Source organism: Pseudorhodobacter sp. MZDSW-24AT, assembly GCF_002794355.1.
Lineage (GTDB): Bacteria > Pseudomonadota > Alphaproteobacteria > Rhodobacterales > Rhodobacteraceae > Pseudotabrizicola.
In genome coordinates this window covers 249902-269844 of the sequence record NZ_PGOI01000009.1, presented here as the reverse complement: position 1 = coordinate 269844, position 19943 = coordinate 249902, and the positions used below count along the sequence as shown (strand labels likewise).

Genomic DNA, 19943 nt, shown 5'->3' with positions numbered 1-19943 from the left:
AGTCCGTTGCCCCGTCTTAACGCAATCCATGCCCCGCGTCACGGGGTCTTTCGGCGCGCGGCGCGCGAGGGCGGTTTGTCCTTGCCGCCGCCCTTGGTGCCGCCGCCCGTGAACAGCACCAGCCCCGCCGCCCCGGCAAAGATGGCGATGTCGGCCACGTTGAAGGCATAGGGGTTTTCAACGCCGCAGCAGGACATGTTCAGGAAATCGGCGACCGCGCCATAGATCACGCGGTCGATCACATTGCCCAAGGCGCCCCCGACCAGCAGGCCCGCCGAGATTTGCGCCCAGCGGCCCGGATTTTCGCGCCGGACCCAGACCCACACCCAAGCCGAGATCGCCAGCGACACCACCACAAGCCCCCAGCGCACCAGATCGGCATCATTGGCCAGAAGGCCAAAGTTGATGCCCCGGTTCCACGCCATGCGGAACACAAGAAACGGCGGCACCACCTCGATCACGCCGCGTTCGATCAGGTTCAGGCCTTGGACCACGGCCAGTTTGCTGACCTGATCCAGAACGAAGGTGACAATCGCGGTGAGGGCAGCGGTGCGCATGGGATCAGTGCCGGAAATGGCGCATGCCGGTGAAGACCATGGCAAGCCCGGCCTCATCCGCAGCCGCGATCACCGCCGCGTCATTCATGCTGCCGCCCGGCTGGATCACCGCCGTCGCCCCGGCCTCGGCCACGGTCAGGAGCCCGTCGGGAAAGGGGAAGAAGGCGTCCGAGGCCACGGCCGAGCCGATGGTGAGCGGTTGCGCAAGGCCCAGCGCCTCGGCCATGTCCTGCGCCTTGCGGGCGGCGATGCGCGTGCTGTCGACCCGGCTCATCTGTCCGGCGCCGACGCCCACGGTGGCGCCGTCCTTGACGTAGACGATGGCATTGGACTTGACGTGCTTGGCCACTTTCCAAGCGAACAGAAGATCGGCCAGTTCGGCCTCTGTCGGCGCGCGTTTGGTGATGACCTTCAGATCGGCGGGGTTCAGCCAGCCATTGTCGCGGTCTTGCACCAGCATCCCGCCCGAGACCTGCTTGAAGGCAAGGCCCGCCGCGCGCGGATCAGGCAGGCCAGCGGTGGTGAGCAGGCGCAGATTTTTCTTGGCGGCAAAGATCGCCTTTGCCTCGTCGCTCGCGCCCGGGGCGATGACGACTTCGGTGAAGATCTTGACGATCTCTTCGGCGGTTTCGGCGTCCAGCGGCTGGTTCAGCGCGACGATGCCGCCAAAGGCGCTGGTCTGGTCGCAGTGATAGGCGCGCAAATAGGCGTCTTTCAGGCTGCCCCCCTGCCCCACGCCGCAGGGGTTGGCGTGTTTGATGATGGCGCAGGCCGGGCCGGCGCCGGCAAACTCGGCCACCAGTTCAAACGCAGCATCAGTGTCATTGATGTTGTTGTAGGACAGCTCTTTGCCTTGCCACTGCCGCGCGGTGGCCACGCCTTCGCGCTTCGACCCGTCGGTGTAGAACGCGGCCTGCTGATGCGGGTTTTCGCCATAGCGCAGGGTTTGCGCCAGTTTCCCGGCGACCGATCGGTTGCGCGGGGCCTTTTCCTTGATCTCGCCCGCCATCCAGGTGCTGACGGCGGTGTCATAGGCGGCGGTCTTGGCATAGGCCGACAGCGCGAGCTTTTGCCGGAAGGCAAGGCTGGTTGCGCCATCCTGCGCCTTGAGCTGATCCAGAAGCGGCGCGTAATCGGCGGGGTCTGTCACCACCGCCACAAACTTGTGGTTCTTGGCCGCCGCGCGGATCATGGCAGGACCGCCGATGTCGATATTCTCGATGCAGGTGGCGTGGTCGGCCCCTTTGGCGACGGTTTCTTCAAAGGGGTAGAGATTCACGATCAACAGATCAATCGGCTCGATCCCATGGGCGGCCATGGCGACCAAATGTTCGTCATCATCGCGCAAGGCCAGCAACCCGCCGTGCACCAAGGGATGCAGCGTTTTGACCCGCCCATCCATCATTTCGGGAAATCCCGTCACATCCGACACATCGCGCACGGGCAAGCCCGCGGTGCGCAGCATCCCCGAGGTGCCGCCGGTGGAGATGAGTTCCACCCCCATGCCATGCAAGGCGCGGGCCAGATCAAGCAGGCCGGATTTGTCGGAAACGGAAATCAGCGCGCGGCCGATGGGGACGAGATTGGTCATGGGCAGCCCTTTGGTCAGAGGGGGACCGGGGGATCATCGCGGTCCAGATCGCGGATGGCCAGCGGAGTATCCTGTGCTTTGGCCAAGGTCCAGCCGATACGGGTTTCAATCTCGGCAGCGTGCCCAGAAAGCACGATCTGTTTGGTCGCACGCGGCTTCAGCCGCCCGCGTTCCAGATAGACCGAAGGCTCCAGCGCCAGTTTGGCGGTGCTGCTGTGGCGGAACACCCAGATTTCCCCCGACTTCAAGGCAACTGAAACAGCGTTGCCCCCCATGTCGAGTGTCGAATCGGTGTCGGGGTGCAGGTGGAAGCGGATGGAAAACGGCACCCCCTGCAAGCCGGTGGCGGCCAGCACCCGTTCAAACCGCGCCCGTCCTTGGGGGTTGAGCGAGATCAGCGTGTCGGTTCCGGCGATATGGCGACCATCGGATGACAGCGCCAGATCGCGGGCATGGGTCAGCCCATGGGTCTGCGCCCAACCGTCATGGGCGGCATGCAGGGCGGCCCCATCGGCGGTGGCCTGCTGGCGCAGGGTCAGAACGGCAGCGCGTTCCTGCAACACAACGCCCGACGCCGGGCCAAAGCGCGAGGACGAGACGCCATCGATGCAAAGCGTGGAATGCGAGGGCGTGGCCCGCCCGGCCATGCGCCATTCGGTGCCAAAAGGCCCGCCCGACCCACAGTTGACGACCAGCGGCCTGCGCCCGGAGGTGACTTCCATGGCAAGGGTCGAGGCATGGGCCGAGCCGCCCGCGCGCCCGCCCGGCGGGGCGGCAGCATCAAGCAAGATCGAGGTGCGCCCGGCGGACAGACGCACAAAGCCCATGGCCGGAGCATTGCCATGGCCCAGCGCCTTGTGCGGGCGGATGCCTGCGGTGGCCAGCGCCTGATCCAGCCGCCCTTCGGCGCCCTTGCCGCCGCCGTGAAAGCGCGCGAGCCCGCCATCGGCATGGCGCAGGGCGCGCAAGGTGGGCGCGATGCGTTCAATCGCGTCCAACTGATCGGCGGGCACAGGGTGGCCCGACTCGGACAGCGCCTGCGCGGCCCAGTTGAGCAGCGTAAAGACTTCGAGCAGTTCTTCGGGGTTGCGGGTGGCGATGCCGCCGCCTGCGTCGATTTCGGCCCGCGCTTCGGCCGACAGCGCGGCGACGGCGGGGGCAACGAGCGCGCCCATCCCGATCAGCGACAGGCCCGCATAGACCAGCCCTGTCAGCGCCTCGAAGCGCGGCAGGCCGGGGGCCGAGCGCGCCCAGTGGCGTGCAAGATACCGGGTTTGGGTGGTGAGCACCCGGTAATAGGCCTGCGTCGCCGGGCTGTCGGCGCCATTGAGCAGAAAGAGCGCGTGGTGAATCCAGCGGATCACCCGCCGCCCGGTCAGATCGGGCGTCCAGCCCGGACCCTTGCCTGCGCCATAGCGGGCGATCCAGTCTTGCGTCCAGCTTTGGGCGCGCTGGCGGGCCTGCGCATCGCCCAAGGCCGCCAGATCATCCAGCCAGCCAAAGCCCTGCATTTCGGTGGCGAAATCGGCATCGGGGGGGGCGATGTCCCACAGGCTGGTGCCGGGCGCTTCGACCAGATGGCCCGCGAACAGGAAATTTCCCGCCACCAACTGCCGCCCGCGCGCAAAAAGGCCGATGGAGCGGGGTTCGGGGGAAGAAGTGAAGCCTTCGGCCACCGGGCCGCGCGCGGCCTGCCACACGGCCAGACGCACACGCAAACCGCTGGCGCGGAAGCTGCCCTGTGTTGCGCGTTGTGTCGCCATGAGGTCTTGCCCGCCCTGCCCGCCCGGATTCCCGGTGCTTGTCAGGGCCAAGCATAGCCCAAGCGCGGGGGGCCTGTCACGCAGCTAGAACAGCGCCCCCCCCCGGCATCAGCGCGGTCAGGCCAGATGGTCGACCCGTTCGAGGTATTGCACCAGACCCTGCACCTGATCCATCCAAAGCGCGATCAGCTTGGGATCATGCGAGGCGGCCTGCACACCGGCGGGGATGTGCCGTGCGGCCACGGCCTCGACACCCAAGGACACCGGCACCGAGACAAGGCGCCCCATGGCAGTGCCGCGTGCATCGCCTGCGGCATCCATCGCCCATGTCTCGTGGAACACCGGCTGGCCATCCCGCTCGGCCTTGAGGCTGACGAACAGCACCACCCGGTCAGGCTCGTCCGGGGCGTAGGAATTGTCCTTCAGCAGCGCCGTGGCGCGGGCGGTCAGGGCGGCGTCCACCTCGGCCGGCGTGGCGCCTTCCAGACCTTCGATCTCGGCAAAGATCGGGGCCCAAGCCTCGGCCCAGCCGTTCAGGCGGATGGTGCCGCGCACGAAATCGCGCAGCTTCCATGCCGGATCAAAGCGGTAATCGGCCACAAACGGCAGGCTGTCACGGTTGGGGTAGACCTCGAAGGATTCCGGGCTGGGCAGCGGCGCGTCATAGGCGGTGATCGCATCCCAAGGGCGGCTCACGCGCAGTTCCGAGAAGTTGCGCACCGAGCGCGAGGGCGAGCGCAGGGCCTTGAGCACGCCTGCCGGGGCCCAAGAGAACTTGTAGCGGAAGGCGTTGGGTTCCTTGGGCACGCCGCCGCAATAGCTGGTGAAGCTGAGCACGTTATCGGCATGATAGGCGGGGCTGGCGCGGTAGCGGGCCACCAGATCATGCGCCATCAGGTGGTCGATGCCGGGGTCAAGGCCGATTTCGTTCAGGGAAACCAGACCCATGTCGCGGAACGCGGCATCCAGGGCGCGCATTTCCGGCGCGATGTAGCTCGAGGACACGAAGTTCGCCCCTTTGTCGAGGCAGAGTTGCGCGATCGGCACATGCTGATCGGCGGGGAGCATCGAGACGGCGATGTCACCCGGTTGCAGCGCATCGGCAAGCGCCTGCATCGAAAAGGCGCGGATATCGGTGGCGATGTCGCCCACCACTTCGCGCGCCTTGTCGACTGTGCGGTTCCACACCACCACCTTGTGGCCGCCGTCGATCAGCCGCCGCAGGCCGGGGACCGAGGACAGGCCGGTGCCGCACCAATGAATCGTCATATCCGTATTCCCTTAGACAGTTGCGATGTGGCGGTCGTATTCCGCCTTTGCCCGCCCCCAGACACCCGCATCCAGTGCGGTCAGTGTCAGCAGGCTGGGGAGAAGCTGGGCTGCGTAATCCTCGCTGCTTTCCACCGGCAGAAGCGAGGGCAGGTTGTCGATGGCGGTTACATCCAGCGGCGGATTGTCGGCCACGCGCAAGGCGGGCGCGGCCCAATCGGTGGCGCGGTCATAGACCTTGATCGGCGAGAAATCCGAGGTGGGATCACAGGCGATATCGCCGATCACCGTGAGCGCGCGCGCGTCGGTCTTGGCGCTGGCGGGCACAAAGACCGGGCAGCCGGGACGGGCGAGGATGCAGTTGAGGAAGATCTCATGCTGGAGGACTTCCGGGAACGGGCCGCCATGCGCGGTTTCCGCCATGTCCCATTTGGTGACGGTGACGCCCAAGGCTTCGCACAGGTCGCTGGCGCCGGTGCCCACACGGCCCAAGGCACCAATGACGATGGCCCGAGGACGCAGCATGGCGTGCATATCCTGCGCGAGATCCTTTAGCAGCGCCTGACGGCCCGGATATTTCGACACCGGCCCGACCAATCCGCCCCGCTGTTGCGCGGCCCATGTTTTCAGCGCCACGGCGGCCCCGGCATAGCCCGCCCAATAGCCAAAGGCGGCGACGCGGCGGCCGTCTTCATTCACCAGATATTCCAGATCATAGAGCGTGCCGCCGCCTGCCTTGAACCGCTTGAGCAGGTCACGCCCCGCAGGCTGGCCCTTATAGGCATGGCCGAACATGATGTGGCGGTGCGGCAGCGGGGTGCCGTCTTCGGGCAGTTCCTTGAGGCCAAAGATGATCGCATCGGCGGGGGCCTGTGGCCAGCTGTTTTCCTCGGCAATCTCGACCCCGGCCTGCACATAGCCCTGAATCGGAATGGCCCGGACCGAGGAGTTCTCGACCGTCACCCGCAGCCCGGCCTGCACCAATGCGGCGGCGCCTTCGGGCGTCAGGCCCACGCGTTCCTCATTCGGGCGCTGTTCGGCCCGGACCCAAAGATGTGTCATACAGTTGTTCCTTCGCTGACATAGCCGCGCTGCATCGCCCGTTTGCGCCAGCGGTCAGCGGCGGCGCAGGCATCGCGCAGGTTCGAGAACCAGACCAGAAGATGCTGCCCGGCGGCGCCCCTTGGCCCCCATTCGCGGATCACCGAATATTCCCCAAAAAGGTTATAGGCGACTTCGACCCGGTAGAAACGAGCCCGGGGCTGCGATGCGCGCGTCATGAGAAAGGTCAGCAAAAGAGGGCCTCCATCTGGTCTTTCGAGGCAAGAGTTATCAGATATGTCAGCGGGAAACAGAGGGAAAGCGATGCGCGCAGGGATCGTTGCACTGGTGGTTGTGGCCTTGGCAGCAGGGCTGTGGTGGTGGTGGCAAGGGCGGATGGCCAAGCCCCTGACACCCGAGGCGCTGACCGCGCGGCTGTCGGTGCCGCTGGCCGCGCCGGAAGGGCCGCAAGCGGTGTATCATTTGGGCCATTCGCTGGTGGGGCGCGACATGCCCGCGATGCTGGCGCAGATGGCGGGGCATGAGCATGCCAGCCAGCTGGGCTGGGGCAGCAGCCTGAAGGACCATTGGCGCGGCGAGGTGGCGGGGTTCGACACCGAGAACGCGCATGACCGCCACCGCCCGGCGGCAGAGGCGCTGGACAGTGGCGATTATCCGGTGGTGGTGCTGACCGAGATGGTCGAGATCCGCGACGCCATCCGCTATCACGACAGCGCGCGGCATCTGGCGCTGTGGGCGGCGCGGGCGCGCGCAGCACGGCCCGATGCGCGGCTCTATCTGTATGAGACATGGCACCGGACGGACGACCCGGAAGGCTGGCTCGCGCGGATCGATGCCGACAGCGCGCGGGCGTGGCAGGGCGAGGTGCTGGCGGGGGCGATGGCGCAGGCGGGGGTGGGCGACATCTACATCATCCCCGGCGGCCCGGTGATGGCGGCCACGGTGCGCGCGATCGAGGCAGGCAGCGTGCCGGGTCTGACCACGCGCGACGATCTGTTCGCGCGCGACGATGCGGGGGCGGTGGACACCATTCATTTCAACGATATCGGCGCCTATCTGATGGCGCTGACGCATTACGCGGTGATCTATCAGCGCAGTCCCGAAGGTTTGCCGCAGGATCTGACCCGCGCCGATGGCAGCCCGATGGCGCCCTTGGCCCCCGAAACCGCGCTGGCCTTGCAACGGATAGTCTGGGACACGGTTTCCCGCTATGGTCTGACCGGGCTTTCCAAGGGCTAGGGGGATCGGGTGAGCATTTTCGCGCTGCTGACGGATGTTCTGTTCGTGGGGCACAGCCTTGTCGGCCCCGATCTGCCGCCCTTGGTCGAAGGCGGGTTGCGGCTGATGGATCAGCCCGCCAGCGTTTCAGCGCAGATCATCAACGGCGCGCCGTTGCGGTTCAACCTGCAAAACTCGGCCACGGCCGAAGGTGTGGATGCCCGCGCCGAACTCGCCAAGGGTGAAACCGAGGTGCTGATCCTGACCGAGGCGATCCCGCTGGCCGAACATCTGCGCTGGAACGACACGCCCGGCGCGATTGCGGCCTTTGCCGAACTGGCCCGCGCGGGCAACCCCGATGTGCGGGTGTTTGTTTACGAGACATGGCACAGCCGCAGCGGCGCGGTGGTGGAGGGGGATGCCAATTCCGCCTTGCCGTGGCGGGAGCGGCTGGTGGCCGATCTGCCGCAGTGGGAGGGGGCCTTGCGCGCCTCGGGGGCGGAGGTGGGGCTGATCCCGGCAGGGCAGGCGATGGCGCGGCTTGCGGATGCGGTCGCGGCAGGCGCGGTGCCGGGGGTGGTCTCGATGGAGGCGTTCTTTTCCGATGACATTCATCTGTCGGACAAGGGCCGGTATTTCGTGGCGCTGGTGCATCTGGCCGCGATCACCGGGCAATCCCCCGAAGGCCTGCCCGCGCAGATGACGCGCAGCTGGAAAAGCCGCGAGGCGGTGATTGCCGATGATCTGGCGGCGGTGTTGCAGCGCATCGCCTGGGAAGCGGTGCGGGATTATGCGCCCGCCGAAGGCGCGGCGTCAGAGCGGGCCGAGGCCCCTGCCCCGGGTGTGGCCCCTGCGGTCGTCCCTGTGGTCGCCCCTGCGGTCGCTCCCGCGATGCCCCCTGCACCAGAGGCGGCGGTTGACAGGGCGGCGCTGACACCGATCAGCAACCCCAATCTGGCGCTGGGTCTGCATGGGATCACCGATTGGTCGGTCCAGCAGCCGTTTCTGGATGTGATGAAAACCGCGCGCGACTGGACAGGGCATCTGCCCGGGCAATATGGCGGCTGGGACCATGACCGGCTGGCGGCGGCGGGGGTGCTGGGCCCCAACGGCTGGCCCACTGCGATTCCGCCCGAGGTCACCGGGATTTCCACGCTGGTTCTGGTGGATCTGCCCGCCGAGGCGCAGGGCGTTTCGGGTCGCTATCTGGTGACCTATGCGGGCAAGGGCGATCTGCGGATCGAAGGACGGGCGCAGAACGTGGCCTATGCCGAGGGGGCGGCGCAGTTTGACTTCACCCCCGGCGAAGGCGGGGTCTTCCTGCATCTGGATGCAATCGATGCCCGCGATCCGATCCGCGATATCGTGATCGTGCGCGAGGATCGGGCGGCGCTGCTTGCGGGCGGCGCGCTCTTCAACCCCGATTGGCTGGACCGTCTGCGCGGGGTGAAAACCATTCGTCTGATGGATTGGATGCGCACCAATGACAGCCGCCTTGCGCGGCTTGAGGACCGGCCCAAGCCCACGGATTACACATGGACCCGGATCGGCGCGCCGGTGGAGGTGATGGTGGCCTTGGCCAATGCGCTGGACGCCAATCCGTGGTTCACGCTGCCGCATCTGGCGAGCGATGATCTGGTGCGCTTTTACGCGCAGGCCGCCCGCGACGGGTTGGAGCCGGAGCTTGTGGCGCATGTCGAGTTTTCCAACGAGGTGTGGAACTGGCAATTCGAGCAGGCGGCTTGGGCCGAGGCGCAAGGCCGCGCCCGCTGGGGTGGGGAGTCGAAATGGGTGCAGTATTATGCCCAGCGCGCCGGAGAGGTGGCGACGATCTGGGCAGAGGTGTTCGGCCCGCAGGCCGAGGCGCGGCTGGTGCGCATTCTGGCCACGCAGACCGGCTGGCTGGGGCTGGAAGATCAGATCCTGACCGCGCCCGATGTGATGGCCGAAACCGGGGTGGCCCCGGCCACGCTGTTTGATGCCTATGCCATCACCGGCTATTTCAGCGCGCTGCTGGGCAGCGATGAGAAAGCCGCCATGGTGCGCGGCTGGATTGCCGAGTCCGAAGCGGCGGCGCGCGCCCAAGCAGAGGCACAGGGGCTGCGCGGGGCCGAGGCAGAGGCGTTGTTCGCCGCCCACCGCTATGATCTGGCGGTGGCCCGCGCCTTGCCCGAGCTGCAAAGTGGCGCCGAAAGCGGCAAGCCGGAAGACAGCGTGGCGGATTTCCTGACCCGCGTTCTGCCGCATCAGGCGCAGGCGGCGGCGGCCCATGGCCTGCGGCTGATGATGTATGAAGGCGGCAGCCATGTGGTGGGCCATGGCGCGCAGGTGGAAGATGCGGCGCTGACCGCGTTCTTCGTGCATCTGAACTACACGCCCGAGATGGCGCGCCTGTACGATCAGGTTATTCAAGGCTGGGCGGCGGTGACGCCCGAGCCGTTCAACGCCTTTGTCGATCTGGCCAGCCCCGGCAAATGGGGCAGTTGGGGCGCGTTGCGGCACTTGGGCGATGACAACCCGCGCTGGCAGGTTCTGGCCAAAGGGTGCGTCGCGTGCTGAGCGTCATCATTCCGGCCTCGAATGAAGCGGGCTATATCGGCGACTGCCTGCGCCACCTCTGCGCCTCGGACGCGGCGGCGGTGCAGGTGATCGTGGTCGCCAACGGTTGCCGCGATGCCACCGCCGATGTGGCGCGCGCGGCACTGGCCGCCCATCTGCCGCAGGGCTGGAGGGCGCAGGTGCTGGAGCTTGCGCAAGGGTCAAAGCCCGGCGCGCTGAATGCGGGCGACGCTGCGGCGGTGCATCCGGCGCGGGTCTATCTTGATGCCGATGTCACCGTCTCGCCGGGGCTGCTGGCGGCGCTGGGCGCGGTGCTTGACACCGACGCCCCCCGCTATGCCAGCGGCACGCCGGTGATCCCGCCTGCGCAAAGCGCAGTGACGCGTGCCTATGCGCGGTTCTGGCAAGGCCTGCCGTTCAATCAGACGTCCGCCACCGGCTATGGTCTTTTCGCGGTCAATGCCGCCGGACGCGCCCGCTGGGGTGCCTTTCCGGCGATCATCGCGGATGACACCTTCGCGCGGTTGCAGTTCCTGCCCCCGGAACGGGTGCAGGTCGCCGATACCTATCACTGGCCGATGATCGAGGGGTTTTCGGCCCTTGTCCGGGTGCGGCGGCGGCAGGATGCGGGCGGGCGGCAGCTGAACAGCCTGTATCCAGAGCTGATGCCGCGCGAAGGCAAGCCCGCGCTGACCCTGCGCGGCCTGTTGCGTCTGGCCTGCCGCCATCCGATCGGCTTTGCCACCTATGCGGCGGTGTCGGTTGCGGTGCGGGCGCGGCGCGGGGGCAGTGAGTTCACCCGCGGGCGCTGAGCGCGGTCAAAGATCGAAGGTGGCGAAGACCGGCACATGGTCGGACGGTTGCAGCCAGCCCCGCACCGGGCGCAGGATGCGGCTGGAATGGCCTGCATTGGCGATGTCGGGCGTGGCCCAGATGTGGTCAAGCCTGCGGCCCTTGTCTGCCGCATCCCAATCGGCGGCGCGGTAGGACCACCAGCTGTAGAGCAGCCCGCTGGGAATATCCTTGCGGGTGATGTCTTGCCAGCCTCCGGCCTCCATCACCTGAGCGAGATGCTCCACCTCGATCGGGGTATGGCTGACGATCTTCAACAGGGCCTTGTGGCTCCAGACATCATCTTCGCGCGGGGCGATGTTCAGATCGCCGACAAGGATGGATTTCTGAGGCTTTTCGCCATGGAACCAGTCGCGCATATCGGTGAGGAAATCGAGCTTTTGCCCGAATTTCGCGTTCAGCGCACGGTCGGGGATATCGCCCCCGGCGGGGACATAGCAGTTGTGGATGGTGACCCCGTTTTCCAAGCGCGCCGCCACATGGCGGGCATGGCCCATCCGGGCAAAATCGCGGTCGCCCACATCCATGATCGGCAGCTTGGACAGGATGGCCACGCCGTTGTAGCCCTTTTCACCGCGCGCCACCATGTAGCGGTAGCCCAACTCTTGAAACTGCGCGACCGGGATCTTTTCCACCGGGCTTTTGCATTCTTGCAGGCACAGGATATCGGGCCGCTCTTCGGCCATCAGACGCGCAACCAGACCTTCCCGCAGGCGAACGGAATTGATGTTCCAAGTGGCGAGGGTGAAGGTCATGCAGCGCTCCTTTTGAGTTGCGCGCAAGTTACGGGCGGTGCGGGGCTATCTCAACCCTTGTTGTGTCGCCCCTCTGCTTATGCCGCCTGTCTGCGGATGCGCAGCCGCGCCCGGTGCCGAAAAAGGGGGGAGGTGGAAAAGAAAGGACCCGAACCTTTCGGTTCGGGCCAAGGTCCAACAGGGAGGTATGCCGTGAAAACGCAGCCCACCGCCGGAAAGTTCCAGCCGTGCGCAAGGATTTTTTCCGATCTGCCTTTGCGGGAATTCTGCGGGCCGACCAAGACCGGAGACTTGCACACGCGCCGCCGACCACCGGGCCTGAAGGGCAAAAAAAGGCCGGGCACAAGGCCCGGCCAGGTCCAACAGGGAGGTGCCGTGTCATAACCCCGACACGGCGAGGGGAACGCAAGTTCACTCTCAACCCTAAAGGTATATTAAGCGTAAACGTGGCGACAATAGGACGTTAGGCGACCAGACGATATCCGCCGCTTTCTGTGACCAAAATGCGCGCATTTGACGGATCTGGTTCGATTTTCTGCCGCAAACGGTAGATATGCGTTTCCAGCGTATGGGTGGTGACCCCGGCGTTATAGCCCCAGACCTCATGCAGAAGCACATCCCGCGCCACAACTCCTGATTGTGCGCGATACAGGAATTTCAAGATGTTGGTCTCTTTTTCCGTCAACCGGATCTTCTTTTCCTTGTCATCCAGCAGCATTTTTTGCGCTGGCTTGAAGGTATAGGGACCAAGCTGGAAGATCGCGTCTTCCGACTGTTCGTGCTGGCGCAATTGCGCCCGAATGCGGGCCAGCAGCACCGGAAACTTGAAGGGTTTAGTCACGTAATCATTCGCGCCCGCATCCAGACCCAGAATGGTGTCCGAATCACTGTCATGTCCGGTGAGCATCAGGATGGGGCATTTCACCCCTTGCTTGCGCATCCGGCGGCACAGTTCGCGCCCGTCGGTGTCGGGCAGGCCCACATCCAGGATCACCAGATCGTAAAGCGAGGCCTTGGCCTTTTCCATGCCCTCGGCCCCGGTGCTGGCCTCGAACACATCAAAATCTTCGGTCATGACAAGCTGTTCGCTCAGCGCTTCGCGCAGATCATCGTCGTCATCCACCAGCAGGATCTTGCGCAGTTGCGCCATCTGGGCCTCCTCTTCTTCGTCTGGGGTATCACATGAGCGTGCGTGGCCCGTGTCTCAAGGCATGTAACCAAATGCTCACGCGGACGTGTCGCCTGCGGGGGATATGTTTCAATTTCGCAATTCCCCGGCTAGAGAGAGCGTCAGGAGAGTGCCATGACCCCAGCCCCTGCCCTTGCCCCCACCATCACGGAACGGCTGACCCGCGCGCGGAGCGACCTGCGCATGGGGGTGCCGGTGGTGCTGTCGGGAGGGGGGCGTGCCGTCTTGGTGGTGGCGGTCGAGTCGCTGACGCCCGAGCGGCTGGCGGCCCTGCGGGGCCATGGCATCGCCGAACTCGCGCTGACCGCGCGGCGGGCCGAAACGCTGAAGGCGCGCGCCTATGACGGCGATCTGGCGCGGATCATGGTGCCGGACATGGCCGATGTGGCATGGCTGCGGGCGCTGGCCGACCCCGCCGATGATTTGCGGGTGCCGATGAAAGGGCCGTTGCGCTCGGCCCGCGAAGGCGGCGCCGATCTGCACCGGGCGGCGCTGGCGCTCACGAAATCGGCGCATCTGCTGCCCGCCGCCTTGCTGGTGGCGGTGCCCAATGGGCTGGCGCTTGCGGCGGAACTGGGGCTGACCTTTCTGCCGCTGGACACGGTGGCCCCTGCCCTGCTGGACCTGTCGCCCTTGCATGAGGTGACATCGGCACGGCTGCCCATGGTGGCCTCCGATGCGGGGCGGGTGCATATCTTCCGCCCCGAGGATGGCGGGGATGAGCATTATGCCATCGAGATCGGCAAGCCCGACCGCAAGGCCCCGGTGCTGGCGCGGCTGCATTCGGCCTGTTTCACCGGCGACGTGCTGGGCAGCCTGAAATGCGACTGCGGCCCGCAACTGCGCGCGGCGCTGGCGCAGATGGGGGCCGAAGGCGCGGGCGTGCTTTTGTATCTGAACCAAGAAGGGCGCGGGATCGGCCTTGCCAACAAGATGCGCGCCTATTCGCTTCAGGATCAGGGCTTTGACACGGTGGAAGCCAACCACCGGCTGGGCTTTGAAGATGATGAGCGCGATTTCCGCATCGGGGCCGAGATCCTGCGGCGGATGGGGTTTGGCTCGGTGCGGTTGCTGACCAACAACCCAAGAAAGCTCGCCATGATGGAGGCTTGTGGTCTGCAGGTGGTGGAACGCGTGCCCTTGCAAGTGGGTCAGACCGCGCAGAACGCTGGCTATCTGGCGACCAAGGCGGCAAAATCGGGGCATCTGCTGTGACACCGTTTGACATCGTGGTGACGCGCCAAGGCGCACGGTTCATGGGGCGGACGTTTCCCTGTTCCATCGGGCGCGGCGGCATCGTGCCCGCCCGCGCCAAGCGCGAAGGCGATGGGGCAACGCCGGACGGCACCCACCGGATTGTCGGGATGCTGTATCACCCGGCCCGGCTGACCCCGCCCGCCGATTGGGCGCTGCCCACCGCGCCCTCGGGCGGCTGGTCGGATGACAGCGCCGATCCCGACTATAACCTGATGGTGCGCCTGCCGCATGGCCACAGCCACGAACGGCTGCAACGGCCCGACCCGCTCTATGATCTGATCCTGATCACCGACTGGAACTGGCCGCAGGCCGAGCCGGGGCGTGGGTCTGCCATATTCCTGCACACATGGCGCCGCCCTCGCTTTCCCACCGCCGGTTGCGTGGCCTTTGCGCGCGCCGATCTGCTGTGGATCGCCCGGCGGATCAAGCACCGCACGCGGCTGATCATCCGGCGCTAAACCTCTTTCCAAACCGCTTTGGATTGCCTAATCTGCCGCCAGACTTTGGGGGAGGACGATCATGGCCAAGGCACCCGCATCGGCGGATGACGAGATTTTCGCATTGCGGCTGGACCGGTCGGCCCCCGACCTGTGGCCGATGCTGGACGCGCTTTATGGCCGCGACCCGGCCTATGATGCCTTTCGCGGCGCCCTGCTGAAGGTGCTGAAAAAGGCTTGGGCGGCGCGGCCTGCCGATCTGAAACGGCTGGATCTGAAGCGCGATCTGGAGCCGGACTGGTTCCAGCGCCCGGATATGGCGGGCTATGTCTTCTACATCGACCGCTTTGCCGGCACCCTGCGCGGTGTGCTCGACAAGCTGGATTACCTGACCGATCTGGGCATTTCTTACGTGCATTTCATGCCCTGCCTGAAGCCCCGCCCCGGCGACAGTGACGGCGGCTATTCGGTGATGGACTACCGCCAGATCAACCCCGCCTATGGCACGATGGCCGATTTTGAAGAGGTCAGCGCGGCCTTGCGCGCGCGCGGCATCTCGGTCTGCATCGATCTGGTGCTGAACCACACCGCCAAGGAACATGCTTGGGCGAAAAAGGCGGCCAAGGGCGATGCCAAGTATCAGGATTATTACCTGATGTTCGACACGCCCGAGATGCCAGAGCGCTATTCCGAAACGCTGGTCGAGGTGTTTCCCGACAATGCGCCGGGCAATTTCACCCATTACCCCGAGTTCGGCAAATGGGTCTGGACCACGTTCAACGAACATCAGTGGGATCTGAACTGGGCCAATCCGCAGGTCTTTCTGGAAATCGTCGAGATCATGCTCTTCCTCGCCAATCGCGGCGTCGATGTGCTGCGGCTGGATGCGGTGGCCTTCATGTGGAAGCGGCTGGGCACCCGCTGCCAGTCCGAGCCCGAGGTGCATATGCTGCTGCAAGCCTTGCGCGCCTGTTCGCGCATCGCGGCCCCGGCGGTGATCCATCTGGAAGAGGCGATCGTCGCCCCGTCCGAGATGCTGCCCTATCTGGGGCGCGGTCAGCATGACGGCAAAGAGGGCAATCTGGCCTATCACAACAGCCTGATGGTGCAGTTCTGGAGCGCGCTGGCCACCCGCGACACCCGCCTGATGGGCCATGTGCTGGCTACCCATTTCCCTGAAACCCTGCGCAATGCGACCTATGCCACCTATATCCGCTGCCATGACGATATCGGCTGGGCGGTGACCGATGAGGATGCGCAGGCCATGGGCATCTCGGGCCCGGCGCATCGCAGCTTTCTGTCCGATTTCTACGAAGGCAGTTTCCCCGGCTCTTTCGCGCAAGGCGCGCTGTTTCAGGTGAACGAGGCCACGGGGGACAAGCGGATTTCGGGCAGCTTCGCCTCTTTGGCGGGGGTGGAACGGGCGCAGGCCAGCGGCGATGGCGCGGGCGTCGATCTGGCGGTGCAGCGCATCCTGATGGGCCATGCGCTGATCGCAAGCTTTGGCGGCATCCCCTTGATCTATATGGGGGATGAGCTGGCCCAGCTGAACGATTACGGCTATTTGCAGGTGCCGGACCACGCGCATGACAGCCGCTGGGTTCATCGCCCTCGGATGGATTGGGAGGCGGTGGCGCAGCGCAATTCGGCGCAAAGCGTCTCGGCGCAGGTGTTCTGGGGCACCCGGCACATTCTGGCGCGGCGGCGCGCACTGGCGGCGCTGCATGCGGGCAACGGGACGCGGGTGGTGTTTCCCGATGCGCGCGGCGTGTTCGCCTTTCAGCGGCTGGCCCCCACCGGGGTGGTGCTGTGCCTGTTCAACTTTACCGAACACTGGCAGCACATCCCCGAAGACTGGCTGCGCGCCCAAGGTGTGACCCAGATGCATGACGCGCTGTCGGATCATCTGGTGGAAACGCATCATGGCACGGTGGCCCTGCCACCTTATGCGCGGGTCTGGCTGCTGTGATCCGCCGGGGCGCGCGTCCCGCCTAAAGGCTGGGCGCGCCGAAGGCGGGGCGGGTCAGGCGCGCGCGCCGAAAATCGCGCTGCCCACCCGCACATGGGTGGCGCCTGCGGCGATGGCCGCCTCGAAATCGCTGCTCATCCCCATCGACAGGCCGCCCAAGCCATTGCGCGCCGCCATCTGCGCCAGCAAGGCGAAATGCGGGGCGGCATCCTCGCCTTCGGGCGGAATGCACATCAGCCCGCGCAAGGGCAGATCCATCGCGCGGCACTGGGCCACAAAGGAATCGGTGTCCTGCGGCAAGATCCCGGCCTTCTGCGGCTCGGCCCCGGTGTTGACCTGCACGAACAGATCGGGGCTGGCCCCCCGCGCCTGCGCCAGCTTGGCCAGCTTTTCCGCCAGCGAGGCGCGGTCCAGCGTGTGGATCGCATCGAACAGCTCGACCGCCGCCTTGGCCTTGTTGGTTTGCAAGGGGCCGATCATATGCACCTGCACCGCGCCGAACCGCGCGCGCAGGTCGGGCCATTTGCCCTGTGCTTCCTGCACGTAATTCTCACCAAACAGGCGGTGGCCTTGGGTCAGCACATCCTCGACCCGCGCCAAGGGCTGCACCTTGGACACGGCGATCAGTTGCACCGCCTCGGGCGCGCGGCCTGCGGCGGCGCAAGCGGCGGTCAGGCGGGACTGAATGGCGCGGAGTGACATGGAAAGCCCTTTCGGTTGCGGTGCTTTCCCATAGCACAAAAAAAAAGAGCGGGCACAAGGCCCGCTCTTTCCGAAACGATGATCCTAAGATCAGAACGCGAAGCTCAGACCCAGGTCAGCGCGGGTCAGGTCAGCGCCGCCGCCGATGCCGCGGTTCACGTCAACCAGACCGCCGACGACCGAAGCGCCGCCGCCCAGATCGTAGGAAGCGCCGATACCGGTGAACTTGTCCTTGCGGATGCCGGTTTCAGCAACGCGGTGGTAAGCGGTCAGGCCCAGAGCGTCCATTTTGTAGGAAGCCGAGATGCCATACTGGGTGAAGTCGATGTCCGAAGCTTCGCCGTAGGTGACTTTCACGGTCACGCCCGAGAAGGTGCCTTGAGCCATACCGATGATGTGGTCGACCGAAACGCCAGCAGCGGTGTCGGTGGTTTCATAACCCAGACCGAAGGCGTAAGCGTCAACCGCATACTTCACACCGATCGAGTAGGTGTTGGAGTTCTGAACTGCCGCCGGCGAACCGACCAACTCACCGTCGAACTGCGGGTTGTTGGCCGACAGAGCGAAGGTCAGACCACCGGTGCTGTACTCGTAGCGAGCAGCCGAGCGAGCAAAGGTGTTGCCGTTCGACAGGAAGGTGTTTTCGTTGTGATCACCCAGACCGGTCAGGCCAACGCCAGCGAGGTCGCCGGTGACCAGTTCTGCAGCGCCGTCAACGTCGCCCATGGTCAGCTTGCCGAAAGCGCCCGACACGAACACGTTGCCAGCCGACATCGAGCCAGCGCCGTTCACGTCACCGCCGGTGCCGTTGTTGCCGTTGCCCGAGTTGTCAGCGCGGATCGAAGCGCCGAACGACAGACCCGAATCCGATTCGCCGGACAGAGCGAAAGCCACGCGAACGCGGCTGGTGAAGCCAAACTCATTCGGAGCTTCGGAGTTGTAAGCAACACCCATACGAGCGGAGCCCGACACGGCCACTTCGGCAGCGGCGACGGAGGCGGACATTGCCAGCACGGTCGACGCGAGAAGAACTTTTTTCATGTTTTCCCTCTTTCCTCAAGGTAAGCCCCGCCGCAGGAACGTCCGCAGTGGGAATGAGGGTGTTTTCCACCCAGACCCCCCGGAATGCAACGATGACTGCAGCCGCCACCGAAAAGCGGGAAAGCGTGGTGCAGCAATGCCACAGCTTCCCCCCTTGCCCGCTGCGCGCCCCGGCGGGCCATCCGGCCCCAAACCGGGGCAGCGGGGCGGCCGGACACGGGCTTTCGTGAAAAGCCTTGGCACGCCCCAAGGCCTAGGCTAGACAACAGCAAGGAAATTGCGGGGGTGCGGATGTTCTTTCACCGTCTGGCACGGGTTGTCATCATGACCGGACTTGTCGGTGGGCTTGCGGCCTGCGGCGGCGGATTTGCCAGTGGCGACAGTGGTCTGTTTGGCCCGCGCGCCCCGCGCGACGCCGCAACACAGGCGCAACTGCGCCAGAATGCGGATGCGGCGCAACGCGCCTCGCTGGAAGAGGCGCTGGACGAAGAACTCCCGCGCTCGACCATCTGGGATCTGTTCGGCAACAACGATGACCCGAACATCACCGTCGAGGTGAACAAGTATCTGTGGCAAGCCAGCCTTGAGATTCTGAACTTCCTGCCGATCGAGTCGGTGGACCCGTTCACCGGTGTGATCTCGACGGGTTATGGCACGCCTCCGGGCGGCGGCCGCGCCTATCGGGCCACGGTCTATGTGCAGGACCCGGCGCTGGACGCCCGGTCGCTGCGGGTGGCCTTGCAGACGCGCGGCGGCGGCGCGGTGGCTGCGGAAACCGCGCGGGCCATCGAAGACGCCATCCTGACCCGCGCCCGGCAGCTGCGCATCCGCGACAGCAACCTGTAAAAGTTTTAGTGCGATCAAAAGCTTGATGGGGCGCCTGTGGGCGCCCTTTTGCTTGTTGCGCCCGCGCGTGAAGTTTTTTCTGGCGCGGGTGAAACTTTGGCAACCGCTCTGCCCGTATCCTTGGCATCGGCGGCCAATGGTGGCCGCCCGCTTGGAGGAAGCGTGATGAGACTGACCGTTGCCGCTGTGATGTTTGCCCTTGCCACCCCCGCGCTTGCCGAAAACCCGATGGTGGGCGGTGCCCCGATGCTTGAATCGAAGAACATCGTGGAGAATGCGGTGAACTCGGCGGATCACACCACGCTGGTGGCGGCGGTGCAGGCGGCGGGTCTGGTGGATGCGCTGCAAGGCCCCGGCCCCTTCACCGTCTTTGCCCCGGTGAACGCCGCCTTTGCCGCCCTGCCCGCCGGCACGGTGGACACGCTGTTGAAGCCGGAAAACAAGGACACGCTGACCAAGGTCCTCACGGCGCATGTGGTGCCGGGCAAGCTGTCGGGGGCCGAGATCATGCGCCGCGCCAAAGCCTCGAACGACCGCTATTTCCATATGCAAACCCTGTCGGGCGATGCGCTCTCGGCCACGGTGCGCGGCAACAACCTTTATATCATCGATGAATCGGGCAAGGCGTCTTTGGTCACCATCGGGGACGTCAACCAGTCGAACGGCGTGATCCATGTGGTCAACGCGGTCCTGCTGCCCAAGTGATTGTAGCGAGTAAGCCAGTATGTGTGTGCTTGCGAGTGTGTAAGCGGTAGACATGTATGTGGCGGGCGGCAGATCCCTGCGATCTGCCGCCCGTTTTTTTTCGGGCGCCCCCCGGTGGTCCCGCCCGTGAAGGCCTGTGCTTTGCCTGCCTGACCACTGGACCTTTTGCCC

Annotated in this window: 19 protein-coding genes; 9 read left to right on the top strand and 10 right to left on the bottom strand. The window is 65.5% G+C overall.

Annotated features, from left to right (window positions below):
• Window positions 1-38: 38 nt before the first annotated feature.
• From lspA to CUR21_RS14500, 6 genes are all read right to left on the bottom strand, one after another.
• Window positions 39-557, bottom strand: a complete 519-nt coding sequence (gene lspA / locus CUR21_RS14525) for a signal peptidase II (RefSeq protein ID WP_100197776.1) — start codon at window positions 555-557, stop codon at window positions 39-41.
• A 4-nt stretch (window positions 558-561) separates the two neighbouring features.
• Window positions 562-2148: a bifunctional phosphoribosylaminoimidazolecarboxamide formyltransferase/IMP cyclohydrolase gene (gene purH / locus CUR21_RS14520; protein ID WP_100197775.1), complete on the bottom strand. Its 1587-nt coding sequence runs from the start codon at window positions 2146-2148 to the stop codon at window positions 562-564.
• Between the two features lie 14 nt (window positions 2149-2162).
• Window positions 2163-3911 (bottom strand): heparinase II/III family protein, encoded by a 1749-nt coding sequence (locus CUR21_RS14515; RefSeq protein ID WP_100197774.1) that lies wholly within the window; start codon window positions 3909-3911, stop codon window positions 2163-2165.
• Between the two features lie 117 nt (window positions 3912-4028).
• Window positions 4029-5180, bottom strand: coding sequence for a saccharopine dehydrogenase family protein (locus CUR21_RS14510; protein ID WP_100197773.1), 1152 nt, complete (start codon window positions 5178-5180; stop codon window positions 4029-4031).
• 12 nt (window positions 5181-5192) lie between these two features.
• Window positions 5193-6242: a saccharopine dehydrogenase gene (locus tag CUR21_RS14505; protein WP_100197772.1), complete on the bottom strand. Its 1050-nt coding sequence runs from the start codon at window positions 6240-6242 to the stop codon at window positions 5193-5195.
• Window positions 6239-6460 (bottom strand): WGR domain-containing protein, encoded by a 222-nt coding sequence (locus tag CUR21_RS14500; protein ID WP_100197891.1) that lies wholly within the window; start codon window positions 6458-6460, stop codon window positions 6239-6241. The genes CUR21_RS14505 and CUR21_RS14500 overlap by 4 nt, the downstream gene beginning before the upstream one ends.
• 85 nt (window positions 6461-6545) lie before the next feature.
• On the opposite strand from CUR21_RS14500, the gene CUR21_RS14495 reads away from it, so the two are divergent.
• Genes CUR21_RS14495 through CUR21_RS14485 form a run of 3 tightly spaced genes read left to right on the top strand, consistent with a single transcriptional unit; the run spans window position 6546 to window position 10831 of the window.
• On the top strand, window positions 6546-7481 hold the full coding sequence (locus CUR21_RS14495; protein WP_100197771.1) for a hypothetical protein: 936 nt from the start codon (window positions 6546-6548) through the stop codon (window positions 7479-7481).
• Between the two features lie 9 nt (window positions 7482-7490).
• On the top strand, window positions 7491-10019 hold the full coding sequence (locus CUR21_RS14490; RefSeq protein WP_100197770.1) for a hypothetical protein: 2529 nt from the start codon (window positions 7491-7493) through the stop codon (window positions 10017-10019).
• Window positions 10013-10831, top strand: a complete 819-nt coding sequence (locus CUR21_RS14485) for a glycosyltransferase (protein ID WP_100197769.1) — start codon at window positions 10013-10015, stop codon at window positions 10829-10831. Before CUR21_RS14490 ends, CUR21_RS14485 begins: the two co-directional genes overlap by 7 nt.
• A 6-nt stretch (window positions 10832-10837) precedes the next feature.
• Here the strand turns inward: CUR21_RS14485 and CUR21_RS14480 are convergent, their stop codons facing one another.
• Window positions 10838-11626, bottom strand: a complete 789-nt coding sequence (locus CUR21_RS14480) for an exodeoxyribonuclease III (protein ID WP_100197768.1) — start codon at window positions 11624-11626, stop codon at window positions 10838-10840.
• A gap of 463 nt (window positions 11627-12089) precedes the next feature.
• Window positions 12090-12776, bottom strand: coding sequence for a response regulator transcription factor (locus CUR21_RS14475; RefSeq protein WP_100197767.1), 687 nt, complete (start codon window positions 12774-12776; stop codon window positions 12090-12092).
• A 153-nt stretch (window positions 12777-12929) separates the two neighbouring features.
• Between CUR21_RS14475 and ribA the strand changes: the two genes are divergently transcribed.
• From ribA to CUR21_RS14460, 3 genes are all read left to right on the top strand, one after another.
• Window positions 12930-14030, top strand: a complete 1101-nt coding sequence (gene ribA / locus CUR21_RS14470; protein ID WP_100197766.1) for a GTP cyclohydrolase II — start codon at window positions 12930-12932, stop codon at window positions 14028-14030.
• Complete coding sequence (locus CUR21_RS14465) at window positions 14027-14530, top strand: L,D-transpeptidase (protein WP_232622811.1); 504 nt, start codon at window positions 14027-14029, stop codon at window positions 14528-14530. The genes ribA and CUR21_RS14465 overlap by 4 nt, the downstream gene beginning before the upstream one ends.
• Window positions 14531-14591: 61 nt before the next feature.
• Entirely contained in the window at window positions 14592-16478 is a 1887-nt protein-coding gene (locus CUR21_RS14460) for an amylosucrase (protein ID WP_100197765.1), read from the top strand.
• A 54-nt stretch (window positions 16479-16532) separates the two neighbouring features.
• Here the strand turns inward: CUR21_RS14460 and CUR21_RS14455 are convergent, their stop codons facing one another.
• Both CUR21_RS14455 and CUR21_RS14450 read right to left on the bottom strand, forming a co-directional pair.
• The gene (locus tag CUR21_RS14455) at window positions 16533-17180 is read right to left on the bottom strand and encodes a YggS family pyridoxal phosphate-dependent enzyme (RefSeq protein WP_100197764.1); all 648 of its coding nucleotides are present in this window, start codon (window positions 17178-17180) and stop codon (window positions 16533-16535) included.
• A gap of 90 nt (window positions 17181-17270) precedes the next feature.
• Entirely contained in the window at window positions 17271-18221 is a 951-nt protein-coding gene (locus CUR21_RS14450; protein WP_100197763.1) for a porin, read from the bottom strand.
• Window positions 18222-18313: 92 nt separating this feature from the next.
• On the opposite strand from CUR21_RS14450, the gene CUR21_RS18670 reads away from it, so the two are divergent.
• The 3 genes from CUR21_RS18670 to CUR21_RS14440 all read left to right on the top strand — a co-directional run bounded on the left by CUR21_RS18670 (window position 18314) and on the right by CUR21_RS14440 (window position 19772).
• Window positions 18314-18451: a hypothetical protein gene (locus tag CUR21_RS18670; protein WP_157792034.1), complete on the top strand. Its 138-nt coding sequence runs from the start codon at window positions 18314-18316 to the stop codon at window positions 18449-18451.
• Between the two features lie 94 nt (window positions 18452-18545).
• Window positions 18546-19067, top strand: coding sequence for a DUF3576 domain-containing protein (locus CUR21_RS14445; protein ID WP_232622810.1), 522 nt, complete (start codon window positions 18546-18548; stop codon window positions 19065-19067).
• Between the two features lie 165 nt (window positions 19068-19232).
• On the top strand, window positions 19233-19772 hold the full coding sequence (locus CUR21_RS14440; protein ID WP_100197761.1) for a fasciclin domain-containing protein: 540 nt from the start codon (window positions 19233-19235) through the stop codon (window positions 19770-19772).
• Window positions 19773-19943 lie beyond the last annotated feature (171 nt).